The following is a 23,109-nucleotide window of genomic DNA, read 5'->3' as shown; positions in this document are numbered from 1 at the left end:
GCTTTCAGACGGCCTGGTTGAACTTGGCCCGCGACACCAGGTAGCCGAGCAGGGCCAGGCCGAGCGACCAGACCACCGTCAGCGCCAGGTCCGTCCCGTCGGCCGCGGTGCCCGCCAACAGGCTCCGGATCACCTCGATGAACGGGGTGAACGGCTGGTATTCGGCGACGTAGCGCAGTCCGGCCGGCATCGAGTCGGTCGGGACGAAGCCCGAGCTCAGGAACGGCAGGAACGTGAACGGCATCGGGGTGTTGCTGGCGGTCTCGACGCTCTTCGCGGTCACGCCGAGCGCCACCGCGATCCAGGTGAGCGCGAAGGAGATCAAAACGAGCACGCCCAGCAGCGCCAGCCATTCGGCGGGCCCGGCGTCCGGCCGGTAGCCGATGGCGAACGCGATGGCGAAGACCGCCGCGACGCAGATGAGGATCTGGATGATCGAGCCGATGACGTGGCCGGTGAGGATCGAGACGCGGGCGATCGACATGGTGCGGAACCGGTCCACGATCCCCTGGGTCATGTCGGTGGCGACGCCGATCGCCGTCCCGGTCATCGCCCCGCCGATGGCCATCATGAGGATGCCGGGCGTGACATAGGAGAGGTAGGCGGCGCGCCCGCCGGACGCGCCGCCCAGCCCGTCGCCGAGGGTCGAGCCGAAGACGTAGACGAACATCAGCAGCATCAGCGCGGGGATCATGACGAGCATGAGCGTCAGGGACGGGTACCGCAGCATGTGTTTGAGGTTGCGGCGCAGCATGGTCGCCGAGTCGCCGATGGTGTGCGAGAGGGTGGTCATCGCCGGGTCTCCTTCTGGGGCCGGGCCTGGCCGGTGAGGGTCAGGAAGACGTCGTCGAGGTCGGGCTTGTGGACGGTCAGCTCGCCGACCTCGATCGATTCGTGGTCGAGGAGGTCGATGAGCGAGCGCAGGGAGGCGACGGAGCCGTCGCCGGGGACCTGGATGGTCAGCTGCTCGGTGTCGTGGGCGGTGGCGCCGAGCAGGTTCGCGGCCTTCTCCAACTGGTCGATCCTCAGCAGTTGCAGGCTGATGTGGCCGCCGGGGATGAGGCGCTTGAGCTCCGCGGCGGTGCCCTCGGCGACGATCTTCCCGCCGTCGAGGACGGCGATCCGGTCGGCCAGTTCGTCGGCCTCCTCCAGATACTGGGTGGTCAGGAAGATGGTGGTGCCGCCCGAGACCAGTTCGCGGATGATCTCCCACATGACGCGACGGCTGCGCGGGTCCAGGCCCGTGGTCGGCTCGTCCAGGAAGATCACCCTCGGACTTCCCATCAGGCTCATGGCGATGTCGAGGCGGCGGTTCTGGCCGCCGGAGTAGGTGGACGGCAGCCGCTTCGCGATGTCGGTGATGTCCAGGCGCTCCAGGAGCTCGGCGGCGCGCCGCTTCGTCTCGGCCTTGCCCAGGTGGTGCAGGCGGCCCATGAGGTGCAGGTTCTCGGTGCCGTTGAGCAGCTGGTCGACGGCCGCGAACTGGCCGGTGACGCCGATGCTCTTTCGTACCCCGTCGGAGTCGCGGTGCAGGTCCGCCCCGTTGACGAAGGCCTCGCCGGCGTCGGCGCGGGCCAGGGTCGAGAGGATCTTCACGGTGGTGGTCTTGCCGGCTCCGTTGGGGCCGAGGAGGGAGTAGATGCTGCCCTCGGGGACGGCGATGTCGATGCCGTCGAGCACGATGTTGTCGCCGTAGGCCTTTCGCAGGCCGCGGGCCTCGATGGCCAGTGGTTTCCGGGTGTTCATGGTGACTCGATTCGTAGGCGGGAGGAGGGTGAGCATGAGCCCGAGGTCGAACACGTGGGCACTCCCGTCTCCTCTAAGTGTTCAAAGTGGACTGATTTTGGGCGCAGGGAATCCCGCGGTGAGTGGTCATGTGAGCGCCGAATGGATCAGCGCAGCGTCGAGCACCGGCCAGGGGCCGGTCGCGATTTCGATTGAGTGGTGGAGTGTCCGGACGCGGACCGGTCTAGATGTCGAGGTCCTCGATCGGGGCTTCCTCGACGCTGGAGGCGACCATGTCGAACAGCTCGGCGGGAATCTGCTCCCTGAGCTCCTCGGCCGTGTCGACCACGATCAGCTTGCCCTCGTCGGCGGTCGCGGCCCAGGACTGCGCTCCGATGCCCAGTTGCGCCTTCCACCAGTTCTTCTGATCGGGGTTCCAGCTCCAGTCGGCGCTGCGCTCGATGTAGATCACGAACTTGCCGGACTTGGAGCGGTAGACCGTGAATATCTCGGCCCGTCCCTTGTCGGTGACCTGGCCCCACTGCCCCAGCTGGACGCCGGTGAAGCGCTGGCGCCGCCGCTTGCGGGCGGGCCCGATCCCGACCTTCAGGGTGATCTCGTCATAGCCCTTCTGGCGCCCCTCCTCGGCCTCGACATAGCGCTTGAGCGCGGTCGAGATCGCCTTGGAGAGATTGCCGCCGCTGAGCTCCTGCGCCCGGTTGTAGAGCGGCAGGTCCTTGTCGGAGACGTAGATCGTCTTGTTGGGCATGACGGCATCTTAACCTCCTCTCCGGTACTCGTTCGTTTCTATGTATACGTATAACATATACGTAGATCATGAGGAGTGCAAGCGCCGGCCCGGAAAATCTTCCGGACACGCGAAACGGGCGGCCCCGCGATCACTCGCGGAGCCGCCCGTTCGGCGTATTGAGCTGCGGTTACGCGCCCTTCTGGGTCAGCAGCCGGTCGAGCTGCTCGCGCACGGCCTCGGTCGCGTCGGCCGCGTCGGCGGTCGGCAGGCTGAACCGGATCGTCGTGTTCAGATCCGGCGCGAGCAGCTCCGAGGCGTTGTCCGCCTGGAAGACCACGTCCGTGGAGGCCTCGCCGGTCACGAAGGTCACCTCGAGCTCCTTGACGCGCCCGGCGTAGTCGCCGCCGGTGGCCCAGAACTCCGCCTCCTGGTAGAACGGCACCGTCGCGCCCTGGATGGTCCCGGCCTCCAGGTCGGTCTCCTGGAACGCGAAGCCCAGGTTCTCCAGCGCCGACCACACGGCCTTGTGCACCGGCAGCGCCTCGACGGTCAGCCAGTCCAGGTCGCCCTTGTCCATCGCCTGGTCCAGGGCCAGATCGGTGGAGACACCGAGCTTCATGCCGCCGACCAGGGGCCGCCCCTCGACGGCGTTGAACGGGGTCTCCCACGGCACCTGGATCTCGAACGGCGCGGAGTGGGCGGCGCCCTTGGCCAGGTCGAACTTGCCCGAGACCTCCGCGGTGAAGTAGTCGTCCACGCGCGTGGCGTCCTCGCTCTTCGCGTCGTCCTCGATCAGGGCGGTGAAGGCGACGGCGATGCGCTCGACGGCGGCGTCCGCCTCGCCGCCGGAAATGCGCACCTCGCCCTTGAGCGTCCCTCCTGGAGTGACAGAGGTTTCGTGCAGGAGGGTGTCGACGGTGAGGCCGGCGCCGAGGAGGGCCTTGAGCTTGCTGAACACCATTGGGGCGGAGTCCTTTCGGGGACGATCACGGGGAAGGCTTTTAAAGGCCCCCGAATCGTATCCCGAGCGGTCACTCCCCTGCGTGACGCATGATGACCGGAATCGCCGGGTCGCCGGGGGAGAGTTTCAGCCCCTCCCAAGGGATCGAGATGAGGCGCTGGCGCAGCAGCTCGCGCGATTCGTCCAGCGTCGGTTGGGGAGTGAGCTCGCCGCCGCGGAACAGCGGCACCTGGAGCGGCTTGTCGCCGGTCTGGTGCTCCGGTTCCCCTTGGGAGACCACGACCTCCTCGGTGGCGGTGCCGGTCGGCTTGTGGCGGCGCACCGCCGTCTTGCGGCCTCCGGTGGTGCCCTTGTGCTCCGAGCGCTTGGCGACCGGGCGGCCCTCCACTTCGACCAGTTTGTACACCAGCTGCGCGGTGGGCGCGCCCGAGCCGACCACGACCGCGGTGCCCGCCCCGTACATGTCGACCGGCGCGGCGGCCAGCGCCGCGATGGAGTACTCGTCCAGGTCGCCGGAGACGACGATCTGGGTGTCCTTGGCGCCCAGCTCATCGAGCAGTTCCCGCGCCCCGGTCGCCATGACGTCGAGGTCGCCGGAGTCGATGCGGATGGACCGCAGCCGGGGCCCGGCCACATCGATGGCGTTGCGGATGCCCTGGGTGATGTCGTAGGTGTCGACCAGGAGCGTCGTCTCGGTCCCGAAGCTGGCGATCTGCGCGGCGAACGCGGCCGTCTCGGACTCGTGCAGCAGCGTGAAGGCGTGGGCGCTGGTCCCGGCGGTGGGCACGTCGTAGCGGCGGCCGGCCTCCAGGTTGGAGGTGGCGGCGAAGCCGGCCAGGTAGGCGGCGCGGGAGGCGGCGATCGCGGCCGACTCGTGGGTGCGCCGCGATCCCATCTCCAGGATCGGGCGGCCGCGGGCGGCGGTGACCATGCGGGCCGCGGCGGAGGCGATCGCGCTGTCGTGGTTGAGGATCGAGAGGGTCAGCGTCTCCAGCAGCACGCATTCGGCGAAGGTGCCCGAGATGGTGACGATGGGGGAGCCGGGGAAGTACAGCTCGCCCTCGGAGTAGACGTCGATGTCGCCGGCGAAGCGGTAGTCGCGCAGCCAGTCGGCGGTCGACTCGGCGACGACGCCGCGCGAGATCAGGTCCTGGAGGTCCTCTTCGGCGAAGCGGAACCGTTCGATGGCCTCGGCGAGGCGGCCGATCCCGGCGACCACGCCGTAGCGGCGCCCGGTGGGCAGGCGGCGCCCGAACACCTCGAACACGCACGGCCGCTCGGCGGATCCGTCGCGCAGGGCGGCTTCGAGCATTGTGTACTCGTAGTGGTCGGTGTACAGGGGCGTGCGGGGGAGCGTGACGGACATGGTGCGAGCTTATCTGCTTGTCCCACGGCGTCCCACCTGGTCGAGGGCGCTTCGGCAGCGGCCGTCGGCGCCGCGCTCGGGGCGGTGGAGGCGTGTCTCACGGGCTGAGCGAGGGCTTTGGCCGCGCGGAGCCCGCGTGTATGTTTGTTGGCGTGTTGCGGATCGCGCATGAACTGGTCGAGGCGATGGTCGCGCATGCCCGGGTGGACCACCCGGACGAGGCGTGCGGCATCATCGCCGGCCCCGAGGGCACGGGAGCGCCGAAGAGGCACATCCCGATGATCAACGCTGCCCGCTCCACCACCTTCTACGAGTTCGACTCCGAAGAGTGGAAGCAGGTCTACGACCAGATGTGGGAGGCCGACGAGGAAGTCGTCGTGGCCTACCACTCGCACACCGCCACCGAGGCCTATCCGTCGCGCTCCGACTCGGGGATCGCCTCGCAGCTGGGGGAGCCGCAGGCGCACTACGTGCTGATCGCCACCCGCGACCCCGAGGTGGCCGAGGTCAGGTCGTTCCGCATCGCCGACGGCGAGGTCACCGAGGAGCCCATCGAGGTGCTCGGCGCCCCGGAGGTCGTCCAGAGCTACAAGTTCGCTCACACCCCCGACTCGACGGTCTACGACTGTCCCTGAGCTCCACCCCGCCCAGTCCCCGGCGGTACGACGAGTCTGCCGTTTTCCCATGTTCGAAGGAATCCACTATGTCTGTTGAAGTTCGCGTCCCCACCATCCTGCGCAGCCACACCGGTGGCCAGAAGCTCGTCAAGGGCGAAGGCGAGACCCTCGCCGAGCTGTTCGACTCGCTCGACGCCGACAACGCCGGCCTCAAGGGCCGCATCGTCACCGACGAGAACACGCTGCACCGCTTCGTGAACGTCTACATCAACGACGAGGACGTCCGCTTCATCGGCGGCCTCGAGGCCAAGCTGTCCGACGGCGACTCGGTCACGATCCTGCCCGCCGTCGCGGGCGGCATGTAAGCCGAAAGGGGCGAAGTGCCGTGTCGCGATTCAACGACATCACCGAACTCACCGGCGCCACGCCGCTGGTCGGACTGCCACGGCTCTCGCCCTCTCCCGAGGTCCGGCTCTGGGCCAAGCTCGAGGGTCAGAACCCGACCGGTTCGGTCAAGGACCGGGTGGCGGCCAAGATGATCGCGGCCGCCGAGGCCGACGGTCTCCTGACGCCCGGCGCCACGATCCTGGAGCCGACCTCGGGAAATACCGGCATCGCCGTGGCGATGCTGGCCCGCCGCAAGGGCTACAACCTCATCGCGGTCATGCCCGAGAACACCTCGCTCGAACGCCGCCAGCTGCTGACGGCCTTCGGCGCCCAGATCGTGTTCTCCCCGGCCGCCGGCGGTTCGAACGCCGCCGTCGCCAAGGCCCGCGAGATCGCCAAGGAGCAGCCCGACTGGGTCATGCTCAACCAGTACGCCAACCCGGCCAACGAGGCGGCGCACTACGAGGGCACCGGCCCCGAGATCCTGGCCGACCTGCCGGGCATCACGCACTTCGTGGCCGGGCTCGGGACGACCGCGACGCTCATGGGCGCCGGGCGCTACATCAAGGAGCACGCGCCCGAGGTGCAGGTCGTCGCGGCCGAGCCCCGCTACGGCGAGCTCGTCTACGGCCTGCGGAACCTCGATGAGGGCTTCGTGCCGGAGCTGTACGACGAGAAGGTCCTCGACCGGCGCCTGTCCGTCGGCACCGAGGACGCGCTGCGGCGCACCCGCGAGGTGCTCGCCTCCGAGGGCCTGTTCGTGGGGCTGTCGACCGGCGCGGTCCTGCACGCCGGGCTGGCGCTGGCGCGTGAGGCCGAGCGGGCCGGACGCAGCGCCGACATCGCGCTGCTGGTGGCCGACGGCGGCTGGAAGTACCTGTCGACGGGCGCCTATTCGGACGGACTGGACGACGCGGCGAACGCCCTGGACGGCCAGGTCTGGGCCTGACTGCCCGTAAGACTCTGCGCCCCGGCGCGCCGAATTCGGCGCGCCGGGGCGCCGTGCGTTTCCGGGCCGCGAGACTCGTGCGCCGCGGCGCCAGGTCATACCCGCACCGGCCGAGCTTTCCCCTTAGGAGGGCGACTTGCTAGGTTTGCCCCATGAACACCACCAAGCGGCAGAGTCCCTTCATCGTCGGCCAAGCCTCCGGCCTGCCGCAGCAGGGCGTCGCCCCCGTCTCGGAGTCCACCGGTGCGGAGCCACTCGGCGCCGCCGTGGCCGATCCGGCGGTTCCGGAGCCGCCGGCGGTTCGCCTGCGGCGCCTGGCGGGCGTGGCATCGTGGGCACTGCTCCTGGTGCTGGCCGGGGTCGCCTCGGCGATCGTGAGCCTGTTCCAGATCTTCGGCGACGCGCCCTCGTGGTTCACCCCGGCGTTCATCACCGTCGGCGTGATCGGCATGCTGCTCACCATGATGGCGTTCGCGACGCTCCGGTTCCGCGGCGTCCCTTGGATGTTCATGGCCGCCGCGTCGGCGACGCTGCTGGCCGCGTTCGCGCTGCTGCGCCTCGCCTGAGCGACGCTTCGCACCGAGACGCCTGAACGAATCCGCCCCGATTCCGGGACGGACCGGTGCGAACGGTGCGTCCGCACCGTTATCATCCCGCCGCCTGCTTTTTGTGTGGCGCTCACCACTCTGTCATTTTGACGACATTCCCGTGGCTGGAAGGGGCGCGCCGGGCGCCGCTGGACGTACGCTCGGAGCCCATGAACGACGCGCCCATCGGGATCTTCGACTCCGGGGTCGGGGGCCTGACCGTCGCCCGAGCGGTCGCCGAAATGCTGCCGGCCGAACGCCTGCTCTACGTTGGCGACACCGCGCATGTTCCGTACGGCCCCAGGCCCATCGCCGAGGTTCGCAAGCTGACCTTGGAGCGGTGCGACTACCTGGTCGACCGGCAGGTCAAGGCCTTGGTGATCGCCTGCAACACGGCCTCGTCCGCCAGCCTGGCCGATATTCGCGACCGCTACGACATCCCGGTGATCGAGGTCATCCGGCCCGCCGTGAGGCGAGCCGTGTCGACCACGAGGACGGGTCGGGTCGGGGTGATCGGGACGGCCGCGACGATCTCGTCGGGTGCCTACGTCGACACGTTCGACGTGGTTCCGGACGTCAAGGTGACCGCCGTCGCCTGTCCGGCGTTCGTCGATTTCGTGGAACGCGGAGTGACAACCGGCCGACAGCTCCTAGGCCTCGCCCAGGGGTACCTTGAGCCGCTACAGCAGTCCGACGTCGACACGGTCGTGTTGGGCTGCACCCACTATCCGCTGCTATCGGGACTCATAGGACTGGTGATGGGAGAGGACGTGTCGCTGGTGTCTTCCGCGAGCGAGTGCGCCCGCGAACTCTATCGGGTGCTCACCGAGCAAGAGCTGCTCGCCGACGCCGGAGTCGCGGTCGAGCACCGGTTCCTGGCCACCGGCGACCCGGAGGCCTTCACCAGGACCGCCCGCCGATTCCTCGGCAACCTGTTCCCGAACGCTACGGCGGCCGCATTGGACAAGGTGTGATCTGCCATGAAACTCACGGTCATCGGCTGCGCCGGCTCGTTTCCGGCCCCCGACACGCCCTGCTCGGCCTACCTGGTCGAGGCGGGCGGCTACCGGCTGCTGATCGACTTCGGCACCGGTTCGCTCGGTGAACTCCAGAAACACGTCGACCCGCACCTGATCGACGCGGTCATCGTTACCCACCTGCACGCCGATCACTTCCTGGACGCCTGCGGGTACGCCGTCATGCGCCGCTACTCGCCGCAGCGCCCCGAGACGCCGCTGCCGATGTACGGCCCGGCCGGGGTCGGCCCGCGCATCGTCGCCGCATACGGCGGCCAGGGCGAGCTGTGCCACCCGTCGCTGCGCGACGTCTACGACTTCCGCGAACTGCGTCCCGGGGCCTTCGACCTGGGGCCGCTGTCGATCACCGTCGACCGGGTCGCGCACCCCGTCGAGACCTACGGGGTCCGCGTCGAGCACGCCGGATCGTCCCTGGCCTACACCTCCGACTCCGGCCCGTGCCAGGCGCTGGAGTCCCTCGCCGCTCATTGCGACGTCCTTCTCGCCGAGGCCTCCTACCTGGAGGGCAACGACAATCCGAAGGACGTGCACCTCACGGGCAAGGAAGCCGGCGACTACGCCACCAAGGCGGGGGCCGCGCGGCTGCTGCTGACCCACCTGGTCGAGCCGTGGGGCTCGCGCGAGGCGACCCTGGCCGAGGCCCGCGGCGCCTACACCGGACCGGTCGAAGTGGTGCGACCCGGACAGGTATACGAGTTCTGATACCGAACTGGCACATTCTCGGGATGTAAAGGGTGGCAAGGGCGCCCTAGCGTCGAAGGATGTCGAGCTATTCGAATCCCGAGCACTCCAACGTGCCGCCGGGGCAGGGCCAGCCGCAGTTCGGCCCGCCGCCCGGCGAGGTCCAGCCGTACGTCGAGCAGACGGCGCCCTACCCCGCAGCGGGCGGCGGCCAGCCTCCTTACCAGCCGCCGGGCGCCTACATGCCCGCCGGGCCGCCGCAGCAACCGCGTGGCGGTCGCGGCGCCAAGATCGCCATCGCCTCGATTCTCTCCGTCGCCCTGCTCCTGGGCGTCGGCGCGGTCGTGCTGTTCAAGTTCGTCCTCAATACCGGGCCCGACCCGGCGGCGAGCTTCCCGGCCTCGGCCAGCATGTACGTGGAGGTCAACTTCGACCCCTCGTTCTCCCAGACGCCCAAGCTCCTCGAACACCTCAACAAGTTCGAGGACGTGGACTACGAGGACACCGACGACATCCTCGCCGACCTCCTGGACGAGGCCGGCGCCGAGGGAGTCGAGGCCGAGGACCTGTCGTCGTGGCTGGGCCGCCGCCACGGCATCGCCATGTGGGAGCACGACGGCATGCCGTACGGCGTCGTCAACCTCGCCAGCACCGACGCCGGCGCGGCCGAGGACGGCATGGCCAAGCTCCGCGACGCCGCCGAGGTCTCCGACGAGGAGTTCGCCTACACGGTGAACGACGAGTCCGTGCTCATCGTCCTCGGCGAGGAGGGGGCCGCGGACGCCCTGGCCGCCGCCGAGAGCGAGGCCGGCACCTCCCCGCTGTCCGACTCGGCCGCCTACGAAGAGGCCCGCAACTGGCTCGAAGGCGACCAGCTGATGGTCTACTGGGTCGACATGGACGCGCTCTCCGAGCAGACCGAGGAGTTCGGCGCCGGGATGATGGGAATGACCGCGTTCAACGGGCTGTACTCGGGCCAGCTCATCGCCGGCGTCTCCGCCTTCGACGACGGCTTCGAGCTGACCTACCGCATGCTCGGCGGCGAGGACGACCCCTGGACCGGCTCGGGTGACCTGCTGTCGAACATGGGCGACCTTCCCGCCTCCCACCTCGCCGTCACCGCCGACGTCCCCGAGGACATCGCCGCGCAGACCGACGACTGGCTCACCCAGTTCGAGGAGTTGTACGGGGGCGGGGAAGCAGAGGCCGAGGCCGTCGAGCCTTCGGACGGCGAACCGCTGACCGACGCCGAGTACGAGGAGTACCTCGAACTCGACGACATGTGGATGAGCGACTACGAGTCGATGTCGAGCGAGGATGAGGAGCGGTACTGGGAGCTGTACGAACGCTTCAGCATGTACGGCACCGAGGACGAGCCGGTCGACTACGGCTACGACGACTACTCCTACGGCCCCGACTGGGACGAGGTCACCGAATCGGTCTCCGAGTTCACCGACCTGCTCGCCGGTTCCCAGCTGAGCTTCGCCGCCGACCTGCTCCCCGATGACGACATCGACGAGGAATCGATCTTCCTCCAGGCCGTCCTGGCCGACGACCGCGCCGCGGAGCTGAACGACCTCCTCGAGGAGTACGCCAGCGGGCAGACGCCCGAGGGCATCGAGGCCGACGGCTCCGAGCTCAGCTTCACCGGCCAAGACGTCGCCGACGGCACGCTCTCGGACGACGCCCGCTTCTCCGACTTCGCCGCCGACGCACCGGAATCGTCCGCGGTGGCGGTGTGGGTCGACATGCAGGCGCTCATCGAATCCGACCCGGATGATTTCGAGGGCGACCTGCCGCTGTCGGCCTTCGCCTGGGCCCACGGCAGCGTTGACGGCGACGGTGCCGGCCTGCTCCGCCTCTACCTGGAGTAAGCAGCCAGACCTGCAAGTTTTTCTAGTACCGGGATCGGTCACGTAGGCTCGACAACGTGACCGATCCCGAACTGCGTCCCGGCCCGTCCGAAGCGCGCCGGCCGGCCGACGAGCGGCGCGTGGCCGAGAACGGCTCCCCGCGTTCACCGTTCGGGCGCGACCGGGCCCGCGTGTTGCACTCCGCCGGTTTCCGGCGTCTCGCGGCCAAGACCCAGGTCCACACGGCCGGGACCGACGACTTCCTGCGCACCCGCCTCACCCACTCCCTCGAGGTCGCCCAGATCGCCCGCGAGACCGGCGACAAGCTCGGGTGCGAACCCGACGTGGTGGACGTCGCCGGGCTGGCCCACGACCTCGGCCACCCGCCGTTCGGGCACAACGGCGAGGACGCGCTGCACGCCGTGGCGGGTCCGTGCGGCGGCTTCGAGGGCAATGCCCAGACCCTGCGGGTCGTCAGTCGCTTGGAGGCGAAGATCCTTGACGGCCAAGGCGAATCGGTGGGTTTGAATCTCACCCGCGCCTCCCTGGACGCGATGTGCAAGTACCCGTGGGGCCTGGAGCCGGGCAGGCGCAAGTTCGGTGTCTACGAGGACGACCGCCCGATCTTCGACTGGGTCCGCGGCGACGCCCCCGAGGGCGTGCAGTGCCTCGAAGCCCAGGTCATGGACTGGTCGGACGATGTGGCCTACTCGGTCCACGACGTCGAGGACGGCCTGCACGGCGGCTACATCGACCTGGCGCGCCTCATGGACGACACCGAGGAGCAGGAAGGCGTCTGCGCCGACGTCGCCGGCCGCTACTCCGAGGAGTCCGCCGCCGCCCTCCAAGAGGCCCTCAAGGACCTCCTGCACGACCCGGTGATGCGGGGCCTGCACGACTACGACGGCTCGCTCCGGTCGCAGGTCGCGCTCAAGGCCTTCACCTCGACCATGGTGGGCCGCTTCGTGAACGCCTCGGTCGATGCGACGCAGCGCCGCTACGGCAGCCGTCCGCTGTCCCGCTACGGCGCGAACCTCATCGTCCCCTACCGCGAGCGGGTCCAGTGCGCCCTGCTCAAGGGCATCGCCTGGCACTTCGTCATGGCGCCCAGGACCGAGAACCCCGCCTACGCCCGCCAGCGCGAGATCCTCAAGGACCTGGTGCACACCCTGGTGATACGGGCCCCGGAGCCGCTGGAACCGATGTTCGCGGCGACCTGGAACGAGGCGGGAGACGACGCCGCCCGCCTCCGGGTCGTCATCGACCAGGTGGCATCGCTGACGGACGCCTCGGCACTCGCCTGGCACCGCGAACTCGTCGGTACCTGACCGCGAGAAAAATTGTTCGGACCCGAGTGTCCGGCCCGATGCTCGGCATTCCAGCAGACACGCTTGGTGGCACGAGCGATGAGGTGCAGCGATGAGCCGTACCACGATCGATTTGGACGACGAGCTGCTCGCGGAAGTGAGCAAGGTCCTCGGCACCTCGACCAAGAAGGAGACTGTCAACGCGGCCATGCGGGAGGTCATGGAGACCCGCCGTCGTGCGATGGCCCTCATCAGACTTCGCGAACGGGTTGCCGATGGCGCGGTCGACACCGAGTTCCTCATGGACAAACGGAACTATCGCCCATGAGCTCGGCGCGATTGCTCATTGGCGCAGGCGCCTTTGCGAGGTCCATGCAATAGAGCGGCTCGGGTCGGACCGCGGGAGTGCTGCCTAGTGCTTGCGGAAGATGAGGTCGAAGATCTCGCGGCCGGCCCGGTGGCCCCGGCGCTCGAACTTGGTGACCGGGCGGTGGTCGGGGCGCGGGGCGAAGCCGTCGGCGGTGTTCTCCAGACCCTCGTCGGCGCTCAGCACCTCGAGCATCTGCTCGGCGTAGTCGGCGATGTCGGTGGCGCAGTGGAGGACCCCGCCCTCGCGGAGGAGGCCTCGCATGGTCGCGACGTGGTCTCTCTGGACGATGCGGCGCTTGTGGTGGCGCACCTTGTGCCAAGGGTCGGGGAAGTAGACCCGGATCTCGTCCAGCGTGCCCGGCTCGATGCCCTTCCACAGCAGCGGCAGCGCGTCGCCCTCGTAGATCCGGAGGTTGTCCACGCCGAGCTCGTCGGCGCGGGCCATGAGATCGGCGATGCCCTGCGGGTAGACCTCGACGGCCAGCAGGTCGCGCTCGCGGTCGGCGTCCGACATCGCGGCCGCCGCCTCGCCATTGCCCGAGCCGATCTCCAGGACCACCGGCGCGGTGCGCCCGAACAGCTTCGGGAAGTCGATCCGGCCGTCCGCGGGCTCCCACTGGAAGCCGTAACGCGGCCACAGCCGCTCCATGGCCTCGTCATGGCGTGGCTTATTGCGGCCCTGACGGAAGTTGAAGGTCAGGATGTGGCGGTGCTGCTGGCTCTGATCAGGCATAACCAGTGAATCTTACCCGCGGGTTCGGACTCGCCCGCGCGAGAGAGCGCGGGCGTGACCTCAGCGCTCGAGCTTGGCGGGGGACTCGTACGAGCGTCCGCGGACGCCGCCGGAGCCGGAGCCCTCGGAGCGGCGCGCGTCGGGACGGGGCGGCGGCGGGGGCGGCTCGTCCTCGTCGCCGGAGGTCTGGCCGCCGAACAGGTAGGACTCGCGCGTCGAGTCCGGTTCCGGCTCGCCCTCGGAGCCGGGCTGCTCGGGCACGTAGGTCGGCGGGCCGACCTCCTCGTGTTCGGGCTCGGCGGTGATCATGGCCTTGGGCCGGCGCTGCTCGCGGGCGAGGCGCTTGGCCCGCTCGCGCAGGAAGTAGACGTAGGCGCCGAGTACCGCCACTGAAGCGCCCGCACCGATCCAGAAGCCGGGGCCGGCGATGATGACGCCGATCAGCTCTACCAGTGTGAGGGCGATCAGCACGTAGAGAATGCGGCGGTGGCGCCGCCGCCACCACTGTGCGCGCATTTGCCGAAGCCTGTCCGTCTCGTGCATCTCGGGGTCCTCGCCGGTCACCGACTCGTCGGTTTCCAACCGTACCGACCCGCCCCGGCGGCCGCCGCGCCGCTCCCATGCTCTGGGCCCGCGCGGGCCCGGAGATCCTTGCGGCTCAGTCGTGTCGGGGTGGAGAAGGTCGTCGATGCCCGCCTCGGGGGCGCCTTCGCCGGGCGCCTGGTGGGGAATCGGCCGGTCGGGGCGGTGGGCCTCGCGGGTGAGGACGCGGGCGTCGGAGTTCTTGCGGTCGGCGATCATCCGCTCGTCGGGGTCGTAGCGGCGCACCAGGGCCGGAGTCAATGCGAGCAGACAGGTCGCGGCCAGTAGCGCCAGCAGCACCGAAGCGGGCATTCCTCACCTCCTGAGCAAAATCGCCGAGAACAGCGCGTTACCCAAAGGTACGCAATAGCCTGACAGATTTCTGACAGTCAGGTGGATCAAGTAAGGGGCCGTGACACTGTCCGAACCGGAGCGAACCTCGCCTCAGTGGGCGCACATCCCAATACCATCACGCATGGTCACAATCGCATCACGATCCACGACCGTGCCCAATTACTGTCCTAAACTCTGCGCTATGTCCTCTTTACGTAGATCTGGGACTGCCCATTTCGGACAGCCAATCGGCTTCCTCGACGGGCGCAACTCGAAACCAAGTCATTCGTTAAGCCAAGGGAGAACCTGAAAACCTCCCCGATCCGCACCAAACACCTCGCCCGAGAGCGCATGCCCCGAGCCCCCGATGCTACGAGCACGGCGCAACCTGGAAGGAGCACCGGCGAACCATGCCCGAGACCGTTTCGTCCGGCGATCCCCAACGCGTGGAAGCCCGCACTCCCGGAACCCCCGAGGCCCTCTCCGACCCCGAACTGATCAACGGCACCCGGCGCGGCGACACCACCGCGTACGCCGTCCTCTACGAGCGCCACGTCCACGCCGCCCGCCGCCTCGCCCGCATCCTCGCCCGCGACAGCGCCAGCGCCGACGACCTCGTCTCCGAGACCTTCGCCAAGCTCCTCCACACCTTCCGCGAAGGCGGCGGCCCCGACCTCGCCTTCCGGCCCTACATGCTCCAGACCCTCCGCAACACCTTCTACGACCGCATCCGCCGGGACAAACGCGTCGAGTTCACCGACGACTTCTCCGAGCACGACTCCGGCGAGATCTACGTCGACCCCGCCGTCGAGGGCCAGGAGCGCCGCTATGCCGCGCTCGCCTTCGGCAAGCTCCCCGAACGCTGGCAGATGGTGTTGTGGCACACCGAGGTCGAGGAGGACTCCCCGGCCAAGATCGCGACCATGCTCGGCATGACGGCGAACGGCGTCTCGGCGCTGGCCTACCGGGCCCGGGAGAAACTGCGCCAGAACTACCTGACCGAGCACGCGGCCGACTCACCCCCCGAGGCGTGCCGCTGGACGGTCGACCGCATGGGCGCGCGCGTGCGCGGCAAGCTCGGCGTGCGCGACGTGGAGAAGGTCGACGAGCATCTCCAGTCCTGCGTCTCGTGCAATCTGCTGTTCGCCGAGCTGACCGAGCTGAACTCCGGGCTGCGCGTCGGTGCCATCGCCGCGATCTTCCTCGGCACCGCCGCCGCGCCCTACCTGGCCGCCGGGGCCGCTGCGGCCGCCGGGGTCGCCGTCGGCGGCGCGTTCGCGGTGCTGTTCACGCCGTTCCGCGCCGTGGCCAACTGGGTCAGGCGCATCGTCCAGCAGCTCGGCACCAAGGGCTCAGTGGCCACCGGAACCACGGTCGTGGTCGCGGTCGCGGTCGCGGCGACGATCTTCGCGCTCACCTCCGGTGAGCCGGAAGAGGAGCCGCAGGCCGCCGACGAACCGCCCATCAGCGTGCCGGATGAGGAGCCGCCGGCATCTGAAGAGGATGATCCCGAGCAGCCGGAGGAGGATCCGGCCGACGACCCCGCCCCGGAGGAGACCGAGCCCGACGCGGACGAACCGGCCGACGAGCCGAGCTCTCCGGCGGCCGTCCCCGCGTCCTACGGCATCGAGCACGCCCTCGGCGACACCGGCTTCACCGCCGGAGAGGAGGCGATCCTCCCGATCCGCTTGGAGGCCCCCGCATCCGCCAGCGGCTATGCGCCGCGCAGTGACCAGAGCGAGACGGCGGGCGATCGCGCCGAATCCGCGGAGGCCGGCGCCGGCGCCGAATCCGGCACGGCCGCTCCCGCCGCGTTCGAATCGGGTCGGCGCGTCTGGGGCCAGGCCGCCTCCTCAGGCCGCGTCACGCTCGACCTGACGCTCCCCGCGGGCGTCACCCTCACCGCCGAGGACGCCGAACCCGGCTGGCGCTGCGCCGACCGGGGCGCCGAGGTCCGCTGCACCATCCCAGAACTCCCCGACCCCGCCGTCGCCGATGTCCGCATCAATATCGGCGCCGAGGTCAGCGGCTACCAGGCCTTCACCGTCACGGTCGACGGCCCGGGGATCAGCGGCACCACCGAGCTGCGCATCCCCGTCGCGCCCTCGGGAAGCCAGGTCGGCTTCGCCAGCCTCGACGCCTCGGGAGTGATCGCGGCCGGGAACACCTGGCTGACCTGCGCCGTCCCCGGCTGCAAGGAGGCCACCGCGCTCGGCGCGGGGGAGCGGTGGCCGATGAAGCCCTACAAACCGCGCGACCCGCACCCCGAGCCGCCGGCCGGCAAGGACGGGGACGCGGTCTCCGGTGCGGTCCTCGACATCCCCGGCGGTTCCGAGGTGATCTGGGCGGGCCTGTACTGGGCCGGCGTCCACGAGGACGTGCCGACCGAGGTCTCGCTGGCCGGTCCCGGCGGCGGCTGGAGCGACCTCGGCGCCGCCTCCGTCATCGACACCGAACCGGGCGCGCAGGCGTTCGTCGAGGTCACAGGGATCGTCGAGGGCGGCGGCGAGTACTGGGCGGCGGTCGACAACCATGCCCTTCCGACGTCTGAATGCGGCGAGTGGCCCGCCGACTCGGGCGACCACTGCCTGTCCGACCACTGGGCCGGCTGGTCGCTCGCGGTCGTCTACGCCGAGCCCGGCGCCGAGACCCGGGAGGTCGCCGTCTACGACGGGGCGCGTTCGGCCGACACCGAGATCGAGGTCAGGGGCGTCGGAAAGGTCACCGTCGCGCACACCCTGTGGGGCGGCTCGGGCTACGCGCGCAGCGACGCGCTCTCGATCGGCGGCCAGGACGTCGGCGAGCCCGCGACCTGCACCGCGGCCGGAGCGGTGAACAACCCGCACTGGTACACCTTCGGCGTGGACGTCGCCGTCAACAGCGTCGACCTCGGCGAGGACTCGGTCATCCGCTTCACGCGCGGCGACGACCCGTTCGTGGTCGGGGTGGTCGCGGTCGCTGCCCCGAGCGAGTAACCCTCGAACAGGTTAGGCTGGCTGGGATGCCGACCTCTACCGACACCGCAGCCGAGGCCCCCGCCGAAAAGGGCTCACTGATTACCCGCGCCATGCGGCTGACCAGGAAGCACGCCGGCGAGCTGTCCCGCTTCGTCGGGGTGGGCGGCACCGCCTACATCATCGACTTGGGACTGTTCAACCTCTGCCTGCTGGGGTTCGCCTGGCCGGACTGGGGCGCGAAGATCCTCGCGACGGTGGTCGCCACCTCGGTCGCCTTCTTCGGCAACCGGCATTGGACCTGGCGGGACCGCATCGGCGACGAGGCCGCCCACCGCCAGTACGCGCTCTATTTCTTCTTCAACGGGATCGGCCTGCTGATCTCGCTGGGATTCCTGTGGGCCAACAACGGCCTCGCGCAGGTCTGGCCGCAGTACTTCGACAATGCGATCGCGAAGAACATCGCCGCCAACTTCCTCGGGGTCGGCGTCGCGACGGTGTTCCGCTTCTTCGCCTACCGGACCTGGGTCTTTCGCCACACGGAGAACGCCTGAGCCGCAAGCCGTTCCGGCTGCCACGCTCGACGTCCCCCGTTGCAAGGGCCATCGCGCACCGCATACGACAACGGCGGATCCCATAGGATATATCCTATGGGATCCGCCGTTCGCTAAGCGGGTCTTGGGGATCAGATGCCGTCGCCGGCCTGGGTGGCGCGACGGGTGCGGTCGTCCTCCGCGAGCTGATAGAGCAGCGCCTTGGTCTTGTCGACCTTGGGCACGTCGACCAGTTCGATCTCGCCATCGTCGGAGGCGGAGTCGATGTTCATGTCGCCGAAGCCGAAGATGCGCTCCCAGACGTTCTGCGTGTAGGAGACGGTGTTGACGCGCGCCAGCGGGATGTGGCGGCTCTCGCGGGTGACGAGGCCTTCGCGCCACATGACGCGCTGGTCGGTGATCACGTAGTGCGTCGACTGCCACCGGATCCACGGGAGGACCGACAGCCACACGATGATGGCGACGAAGACGACGACCTCACCGAGGATCAGCCACATCTTCCAGTCGCCGTCGATCTTGGTCGAGTAGTAGATGGCGATGGCGCCGATGAGCAGGAAGACCACGAACCAGAGGACAGGCCCGACGGCCTCCTTCCAGTGCGGGCGGGTGTGGAGCTTGACCACTTCGCCTCGGGCAAGCTGATCGTCTGGGTACCCCACTGCAATGACCTCCAGGAGTGAGATGAAACGGGCGAGGGCGGTAATCGGTTCATCTGCACAGTACAACACCCCTTCACTGTGAATGTGCCCCAGATTCACCCATCCCCAACGCCGGGACCAGCACCGACTCCCTTGGAGAGCGAGCGGCTCGTCACCGGCTGAGCGTCATGGTCTTACGGCACCCAGCCGTGTTTCGCCGCGTGCCAGCCCAACTGGATCCGGGTGTCCACATCGGCCAGGTCCATCAGCTCGCGGACCCGGCGCTGCACCGTGCGCAGGCCGATGCCCAGTTTGGACGCGATGGCCTGGTCGGTCAGGCCCGCGATGAGCAGACTGAGCAGCAGGTGGTCGCCCGGTTCGACCGAATCGCCGTCGGCCTCGGCTCCCGGATCGCCGTTCGGCGCGGGCACCGCCGTGGTCCAAAGCTGCTCGAACAGCGCCGCCGTCAGTTCCACAATCGACTGGTTGGCGGTGATGATCGCGCGCGGCCGGCCCGGGGCGGTCTCCTCGATCATGGTCGCGCTGGAGTCGATGATGACCAGCTTGAGCGGCAGTCGCTTGGCGAAGCGGATCTCGTCGCGCCATTCCAGGGCCCGGCGCAGGTAGGTCGCGTCGGGGTCGGAGTCCAGGACGGCCCGGTCGAACAGGTGCCGGAAGCGCACGCCGCGGTCCTGGAGTTCGCGGTGCTGGTCGCCATCGGGCATCGGCAGCACCAGCGGCGGCCTGACGAAGGTGCGGACGCTGTGCTCGGCGGACTCCCGCAGCTGGCCCAGCCGAGAGCGGATCGCGACCGCGCCGATGACCTGCTCCCAGCGCCCCCGGTCGTCGCGGCCGCCCGGGCCCGGGCTCGCGCGGTGGATCTCCATCAGTTCCCGCAGCGCCTCGTAGCGGCCGCGGACGGCATTGAGCTGCAAGGTGATCCGCGAGCCGAGCACGATATCGGGGGCGACGGCGCGGAAGCGCGAATCGGCGGCCATGGTGGCGAAACCGCCCTCCACCAGATCGGCCAGGACCGTCCTGGTGCGGGCGGGCGGGCTCCCGGACTCGGTGGCCAGCTGCGAGACCGAGGCGTCGGCTTTCGTCAAGAGCAGCCGATAGATCCGCTCGGAGATCTCGTCCAGGCCGGTCGCGGCCTCGCCCTCGTCATTGTCCGTCAAGTCGGCACCTTTCAAGCCCTCGGCCGCAGGTGGACGATGTCGCCGGCGGCGATGTGCGAGACCGTCTCGGCGCCCGCGTCGTCCAGATGCGCGACGGCCAGCCGTCCGTCGGCGGCGATGTCGACCGCGCGCCCGGTCAGCTTGTCGCCATTGGGATAAGAGACCTCGACATGGCGTCCGAGTGTGGCCGAGTGCCTTCGCCACCGCTCGATGACCCCAGCGGGCCCGTCGGCGTCCCAGGCACGGTAGACGGCCGCGAAGTGGGCCAGGAAGTCGGCGGCCAGCTGCTCGCGCGGCACCTCCTCGGCGCCCGCCAGCGCCAGCGAAGTCGCCTCGGGGACCGGCAGTTCGGCCTCGGTGAGGGACACGTTGAGGCCCATCCCGACGATCACGGCCCCGTTCTCGACGGCGGCGAGGATGCCGCACACCTTCTTGCCGTCGATGAGGACGTCGTTGGGCCACTTGAGTTTCGCGCTCACTCCGGCGGTGGCGCGGAGCGTCTCCTCCAGCGCCACCCCGGTCGCCAGGCTCAGGGTGCCCCATCGTTCGCGGGGCGCGCTGGGGCGCAGCAGGAACGACATCATGAGTCCGGCGTGCGGCGGGCACGACCACTGCCGATCGAGCCTGCCGCGTCCTCTCGTCTGCTCCTCGGCGATGAGGACGGTGCCCTCGCCCGCCCCGTTCCGCGCGGCCCGCGCCAGGTCCGCATTCGTCGAACCAGTGACCTGCACCACATCGATACTGGTCCAGAAGTCGGACTTCTCCGACAACAACGACCAGAGCGCGTGCCGGTCCAGTGGTCTCCTCGTCGGTGTGTTCACTCGATCAGAGTATCCACAGACGCGACCGATACGATCCGAGTCGTGACCGACATCGACATCCACACGACCGCCGGTAGGCTCGCCGATCTCTCCGAGCGCCTCGACGAGGTTGCCACCGGTAATCCCAGGGCGATCGAGAAGCAGCATGAAAAGGGCAAGCGAACGGCGCGCGAGCGCCTGGAGTCGCTGCTCGACGAGGGGTCGTTCGTCGAACTCGACGCCCTCACCCGCCACCGCTCCACCAGCTTCGGCATGGAGGCGAACCGGCCCTACGGCGACGGCGTCGTCACCGGCTACGGCACCATCGAGGGCCGCGAGGTCTGCGTGTTCGCGCAGGACTTCACCGTGCTCGGCGGCTCGCTCGGGCAGGTCTCGGGCGAGAAGATCACCAAGGTCCAGGACCTGGCCCTGCGCACCGGCCGCCCCATCATCGGCATCTCCGACTCCGGCGGCGCCCGCATCCAGGAGGGCGTCGCGTCCCTCGGCGGGTACTCCGACATCTTCTTCCGCAACGTTCGCGCCTCCGGAGTGATCCCGCAGATCTCGCTCATCATGGGCCCGTGCGCGGGCGGCGCGGTCTACTCGCCGGCGATCACCGACTTCACCGTCATGGTCGACCAGACCAGCCACATGTTCATCACCGGTCCGGACGTGGTCCGGGCCGTGACCGGCGAGGACGTCGGCATGGAGGAGCTGGGCGGCGCCCGCACCCACAATGCCGTCGCCGGGAACGCGCACTACCTGGCCAGCGACGAGAACGACGCGCTCGAGTACGTCAAGCATCTGCTGTCGTACTTCCCGTCGAACAACCTCGACGAGCCGCCGGTCTATGAGTCCAAGGACTTCGAGCTCGAGCTCACCGCCACGGACGTCGAGCTGGACTCGGTCGTGCCGAACTCGGCGAACCAGCCCTACGACATGCACAAGGTCCTGGAGGCCGTGCTGGACGACGGCGAGTTCCTGGAGACCCAGGAGCTGTTCGCCAAGAACATCATCACCGGCTTCGGGCGCCTGGACGGCCGCCCGGTCGGCACCGTCGCGAACCAGCCGATGCACTTCGCCGGCTGCCTCGACATCGACGCCTCCGAGAAGGCCGCCCGCTTCATCCGCTTCTGCGACGCCTTCAATATCCCGGTGATTTCCTTTGTGGATGTTCCGGGTTTCCTGCCGGGCACCTCTCAAGAGCACGACGGCATCATTCGCCGCGGCGCGAAACTCATCTACGCCTACGCCGAGGCCACCGTCCCCAAGCTCACCGTCGTCGTCCGCAAGGACTACGGCGGCGCCTACTGCGTCATGGGCTCCAAGGGCGTCGGCGCCGACGTGAACTTCGCCTGGCCCACCGCCGAGATCGCCGTCATGGGGTCCCAGGGCGCGGTCAACATCCTCTACCGCCGCGATCTGGCCAAGGCCGACGACGAGCAGGCCAAGCGAGCCGAGCTCATGGCCGACTACGAGGAGAAGCTCAACAACCCGTACGTCGCCGCCGAGCTCGGATATATCGACGCGGTCATCCAGCCGAGGGACACCCGTGCACAGCTGGTCCGGGCCCTGCGTATGACCGCTTCGAAGCGCGATGAGCTGCCCGCAAAGAAGCACGGCAACATCCCGCTCTGAGTCGCCGGGCTCACTTTCGATTCGTCCCCTCCGGTACCGTCTTATACAGCTGGGGGAAGCGGGGCATTTTGTCCCGCCTGACATTGGGAGTGGGCCATGACACAGACCGGAGGGTTGCTGCCCGGGTATCCAGCCAGGCGGTACGCCATGTTGATCGACGTCGGCTACCTCTACGCGGCGGCCGCCGAACTCCTGCTGGAGGCGACCAGCCGCCGCGATTACCGCGTCGACGCCGAGAAGCTCATCAAGTCCATCATCGAGCGGGCGGCGGCCAGACTCACCGACGGGGAACTGCTGCGTCTGTACTGGTTCGACGCCGCTCGCGACCGAGTCCCCACCGTCGACCAACGCGTCATCGCAAATATGGAATTCGTCAAAGTCAGGCTCGGAAACCTCAATTCGCGCGGACAGCAAAAGGGCGTCGACGCCCAGATCCGGTCCGATTTGGAGCTGCTGGCCAGGCACCGGGCCATCCACGAGGCGATCCTGCTCGCCGGCGACGAGGACATGGTGCCGGCCGTCGAGGTCGCCCAGGCCTACGGCGTGCGCGTCCACCTGTGGGGCGTCGAGCCCCCGTACGGCACCAACCAGGCCGAGCGCCTGGTGTGGGAGTCCGACACGGTCGAGACCATCGACGCCGAGGAACTGCGGCCCTACTTCACCAAGAGCGGCACGGCCGCCGCGGCGACCCTCAGCATGGTGGGCGCGCCGATGGCCGAACCCGAACCGAGCGTGCCGAGCCCCGCCTCCGTCTTCGGCCAGCGGCAGTCCGTCGCGGTCACCATGAACGCCGCCGACGCGCTCGCCCAGGCCGAATCGGCCCGCCCCAAGTTCGTCCGCACCACCCAGACAGGTGAAAAACTCGATCCGGAGACGGTGCGGTCGATCGGGGAGTACGTGGGGCACAAATGGCTGCTGACGCGCGGCGCCGACAATATAGCCGACCTCCTGCCCGGCCCGCAGCTGCCGACGGTCATCGACAAGGAGCTTCTAGTAGAAGCCGAGAAAGAACTCGGATACTCTCTACGCGACCACCCCGAAGCCAGGATCTGGGTCCGCGACGGGTTCTGGGAGAGAGTCCACCGCGAATTCGACATCGAGGAGTAGCG

Annotated in this window: 23 protein-coding genes; 13 read left to right on the top strand and 10 right to left on the bottom strand. The window is 69.0% G+C overall.

Features of this window, described 5'->3' with window-relative positions; all coding sequences use genetic code 11:
- Positions 1-4: 4 nt before the first annotated feature.
- From FAB82_RS02670 to FAB82_RS02650, 5 genes are all read right to left on the bottom strand, one after another.
- Positions 5-793, bottom strand: coding sequence for an ABC transporter permease (locus tag FAB82_RS02670; protein ID WP_136532992.1), 789 nt, complete (start codon positions 791-793; stop codon positions 5-7).
- Positions 790-1,746, bottom strand: coding sequence for an ATP-binding cassette domain-containing protein (locus FAB82_RS02665; protein ID WP_136532991.1), 957 nt, complete (start codon positions 1,744-1,746; stop codon positions 790-792). Before FAB82_RS02665 ends, FAB82_RS02670 begins: the two co-directional genes overlap by 4 nt.
- 223 nt (positions 1,747-1,969) lie before the next feature.
- Positions 1,970-2,494 (bottom strand): EXLDI protein, encoded by a 525-nt coding sequence (locus FAB82_RS02660; RefSeq protein ID WP_136532990.1) that lies wholly within the window; start codon positions 2,492-2,494, stop codon positions 1,970-1,972.
- 169 nt (positions 2,495-2,663) lie between these two features.
- Positions 2,664-3,437: a sporulation protein gene (locus FAB82_RS02655; RefSeq protein WP_136532989.1), complete on the bottom strand. Its 774-nt coding sequence runs from the start codon at positions 3,435-3,437 to the stop codon at positions 2,664-2,666.
- A gap of 70 nt (positions 3,438-3,507) precedes the next feature.
- Positions 3,508-4,803 (bottom strand): nicotinate phosphoribosyltransferase, encoded by a 1,296-nt coding sequence (locus FAB82_RS02650; protein WP_136532988.1) that lies wholly within the window; start codon positions 4,801-4,803, stop codon positions 3,508-3,510.
- A 152-nt stretch (positions 4,804-4,955) separates the two neighbouring features.
- Between FAB82_RS02650 and FAB82_RS02645 the strand changes: the two genes are divergently transcribed.
- From FAB82_RS02645 to FAB82_RS02605, 9 genes are all read left to right on the top strand, one after another.
- Positions 4,956-5,438 carry a M67 family metallopeptidase gene (locus FAB82_RS02645; protein WP_281276841.1) on the top strand — a complete coding sequence of 161 codons (483 nt, stop codon included), beginning with the start codon at positions 4,956-4,958 and terminating at the stop codon, positions 5,436-5,438.
- A gap of 68 nt (positions 5,439-5,506) precedes the next feature.
- Positions 5,507-5,785, top strand: a complete 279-nt coding sequence (locus FAB82_RS02640) for a MoaD/ThiS family protein (protein WP_136532987.1) — start codon at positions 5,507-5,509, stop codon at positions 5,783-5,785.
- 20 nt (positions 5,786-5,805) lie between these two features.
- A complete protein-coding gene (locus FAB82_RS02635; RefSeq protein ID WP_136532986.1) occupies positions 5,806-6,756 on the top strand; it encodes a PLP-dependent cysteine synthase family protein in 951 nt (316 codons plus the stop codon).
- Positions 6,757-6,908: 152 nt separating this feature from the next.
- Positions 6,909-7,322, top strand: coding sequence for a hypothetical protein (locus FAB82_RS02630; RefSeq protein WP_136532985.1), 414 nt, complete (start codon positions 6,909-6,911; stop codon positions 7,320-7,322).
- 191 nt (positions 7,323-7,513) lie between these two features.
- Positions 7,514-8,317: a glutamate racemase gene (murI, locus tag FAB82_RS02625; protein ID WP_136532984.1), complete on the top strand. Its 804-nt coding sequence runs from the start codon at positions 7,514-7,516 to the stop codon at positions 8,315-8,317.
- Between the two features lie 6 nt (positions 8,318-8,323).
- Positions 8,324-9,082, top strand: a complete 759-nt coding sequence (locus FAB82_RS02620; protein WP_136532983.1) for an MBL fold metallo-hydrolase — start codon at positions 8,324-8,326, stop codon at positions 9,080-9,082.
- 59 nt (positions 9,083-9,141) lie between these two features.
- Complete coding sequence (locus tag FAB82_RS02615) at positions 9,142-10,935, top strand: proline-rich domain-containing protein (RefSeq protein WP_136532982.1); 1,794 nt, start codon at positions 9,142-9,144, stop codon at positions 10,933-10,935.
- Between the two features lie 71 nt (positions 10,936-11,006).
- A complete protein-coding gene (locus FAB82_RS02610; protein WP_425461575.1) occupies positions 11,007-12,242 on the top strand; it encodes a deoxyguanosinetriphosphate triphosphohydrolase in 1,236 nt (411 codons plus the stop codon).
- A 91-nt stretch (positions 12,243-12,333) separates the two neighbouring features.
- Positions 12,334-12,549 carry a type II toxin-antitoxin system VapB family antitoxin gene (locus FAB82_RS02605; RefSeq protein WP_136532981.1) on the top strand — a complete coding sequence of 72 codons (216 nt, stop codon included), beginning with the start codon at positions 12,334-12,336 and terminating at the stop codon, positions 12,547-12,549.
- An 84-nt stretch (positions 12,550-12,633) separates the two neighbouring features.
- Here the strand turns inward: FAB82_RS02605 and trmB are convergent, their stop codons facing one another.
- Both trmB and FAB82_RS02595 read right to left on the bottom strand, forming a co-directional pair.
- The gene (gene trmB / locus FAB82_RS02600; protein WP_136532980.1) at positions 12,634-13,323 is read right to left on the bottom strand and encodes a tRNA (guanosine(46)-N7)-methyltransferase TrmB; all 690 of its coding nucleotides are present in this window, start codon (positions 13,321-13,323) and stop codon (positions 12,634-12,636) included.
- A 60-nt stretch (positions 13,324-13,383) separates the two neighbouring features.
- Positions 13,384-14,217, bottom strand: coding sequence for a hypothetical protein (locus FAB82_RS02595; RefSeq protein WP_136532979.1), 834 nt, complete (start codon positions 14,215-14,217; stop codon positions 13,384-13,386).
- A gap of 431 nt (positions 14,218-14,648) precedes the next feature.
- Between FAB82_RS02595 and FAB82_RS02590 the strand changes: the two genes are divergently transcribed.
- Positions 14,649-17,213 (top strand): sigma-70 family RNA polymerase sigma factor, encoded by a 2,565-nt coding sequence (locus tag FAB82_RS02590; protein ID WP_136532978.1) that lies wholly within the window; start codon positions 14,649-14,651, stop codon positions 17,211-17,213.
- A 26-nt stretch (positions 17,214-17,239) separates the two neighbouring features.
- Positions 17,240-17,746, top strand: coding sequence for a GtrA family protein (locus tag FAB82_RS26835; protein WP_168801387.1), 507 nt, complete (start codon positions 17,240-17,242; stop codon positions 17,744-17,746).
- Positions 17,747-17,877: 131 nt separating this feature from the next.
- Here FAB82_RS26835 and FAB82_RS02580 read toward each other — a convergent pair whose 3' ends face one another.
- From FAB82_RS02580 to FAB82_RS02570, 3 genes are all read right to left on the bottom strand, one after another.
- On the bottom strand, positions 17,878-18,405 hold the full coding sequence (locus tag FAB82_RS02580; RefSeq protein WP_136532976.1) for a PH domain-containing protein: 528 nt from the start codon (positions 18,403-18,405) through the stop codon (positions 17,878-17,880).
- A 173-nt stretch (positions 18,406-18,578) separates the two neighbouring features.
- Positions 18,579-19,562, bottom strand: a complete 984-nt coding sequence (locus tag FAB82_RS02575; protein WP_136532975.1) for a hypothetical protein — start codon at positions 19,560-19,562, stop codon at positions 18,579-18,581.
- An 11-nt stretch (positions 19,563-19,573) separates the two neighbouring features.
- A complete protein-coding gene (locus FAB82_RS02570; protein ID WP_211116332.1) occupies positions 19,574-20,383 on the bottom strand; it encodes a biotin--[acetyl-CoA-carboxylase] ligase in 810 nt (269 codons plus the stop codon).
- 42 nt (positions 20,384-20,425) lie between these two features.
- On the opposite strand from FAB82_RS02570, the gene FAB82_RS02565 reads away from it, so the two are divergent.
- Together FAB82_RS02565 and FAB82_RS02560 are read left to right on the top strand one after the other, a co-directional pair.
- Entirely contained in the window at positions 20,426-22,000 is a 1,575-nt protein-coding gene (locus tag FAB82_RS02565; protein WP_211116331.1) for an acyl-CoA carboxylase subunit beta, read from the top strand.
- 96 nt (positions 22,001-22,096) lie between these two features.
- The gene (locus tag FAB82_RS02560) at positions 22,097-23,107 is read left to right on the top strand and encodes an NYN domain-containing protein (RefSeq protein WP_211116330.1); all 1,011 of its coding nucleotides are present in this window, start codon (positions 22,097-22,099) and stop codon (positions 23,105-23,107) included.
- Positions 23,108-23,109 lie beyond the last annotated feature (2 nt).

The organism is Glycomyces buryatensis (assembly GCF_004912275.1).
Taxonomy (GTDB): Bacteria; Actinomycetota; Actinomycetes; order Mycobacteriales; family Micromonosporaceae; genus Glycomyces; species Glycomyces buryatensis.
The sequence above is the reverse complement of the archived record's forward strand: the minus strand, read 5'-3'. Positions and strand labels throughout refer to the sequence as shown.

What these genes read in the sequence shown, in the direction of transcription:
- FAB82_RS02615 (WP_136532982.1), top strand. Translation starts at nt 9,142, where the DNA reads ATGTCGAGCTATTCGAATCCCGAGCACTCCAACGTGCCGCCGGGGCAG.
- FAB82_RS02670 (WP_136532992.1), bottom strand. Translation starts at nt 793, where the DNA reads ATGACCACCCTCTCGCACACCATCGGCGACTCGGCGACCATGCTGCGC.
- FAB82_RS02660 (WP_136532990.1), bottom strand. Translation starts at nt 2,494, where the DNA reads ATGCCCAACAAGACGATCTACGTCTCCGACAAGGACCTGCCGCTCTAC.
- FAB82_RS02590 (WP_136532978.1), top strand. Translation starts at nt 14,649, where the DNA reads ATGCCCGAGACCGTTTCGTCCGGCGATCCCCAACGCGTGGAAGCCCGC.
- FAB82_RS02560 (WP_211116330.1), top strand. Translation starts at nt 22,097, where the DNA reads ATGACACAGACCGGAGGGTTGCTGCCCGGGTATCCAGCCAGGCGGTAC.
- FAB82_RS02620 (WP_136532983.1), top strand. Translation starts at nt 8,324, where the DNA reads ATGAAACTCACGGTCATCGGCTGCGCCGGCTCGTTTCCGGCCCCCGAC.
- FAB82_RS02650 (WP_136532988.1), bottom strand. Translation starts at nt 4,803, where the DNA reads ATGTCCGTCACGCTCCCCCGCACGCCCCTGTACACCGACCACTACGAG.
- FAB82_RS02640 (WP_136532987.1), top strand. Translation starts at nt 5,507, where the DNA reads ATGTCTGTTGAAGTTCGCGTCCCCACCATCCTGCGCAGCCACACCGGT.
- trmB (WP_136532980.1), bottom strand. Translation starts at nt 13,323, where the DNA reads ATGCCTGATCAGAGCCAGCAGCACCGCCACATCCTGACCTTCAACTTC.
- murI (WP_136532984.1), top strand. Translation starts at nt 7,514, where the DNA reads ATGAACGACGCGCCCATCGGGATCTTCGACTCCGGGGTCGGGGGCCTG.
- FAB82_RS02595 (WP_136532979.1), bottom strand. Translation starts at nt 14,217, where the DNA reads ATGCCCGCTTCGGTGCTGCTGGCGCTACTGGCCGCGACCTGTCTGCTC.
- FAB82_RS02655 (WP_136532989.1), bottom strand. Translation starts at nt 3,437, where the DNA reads ATGGTGTTCAGCAAGCTCAAGGCCCTCCTCGGCGCCGGCCTCACCGTC.
- FAB82_RS02630 (WP_136532985.1), top strand. Translation starts at nt 6,909, where the DNA reads ATGAACACCACCAAGCGGCAGAGTCCCTTCATCGTCGGCCAAGCCTCC.
- FAB82_RS26835 (WP_168801387.1), top strand. Translation starts at nt 17,240, where the DNA reads ATGCCGACCTCTACCGACACCGCAGCCGAGGCCCCCGCCGAAAAGGGC.
- FAB82_RS02665 (WP_136532991.1), bottom strand. Translation starts at nt 1,746, where the DNA reads ATGAACACCCGGAAACCACTGGCCATCGAGGCCCGCGGCCTGCGAAAG.
- FAB82_RS02605 (WP_136532981.1), top strand. Translation starts at nt 12,334, where the DNA reads ATGAGCCGTACCACGATCGATTTGGACGACGAGCTGCTCGCGGAAGTG.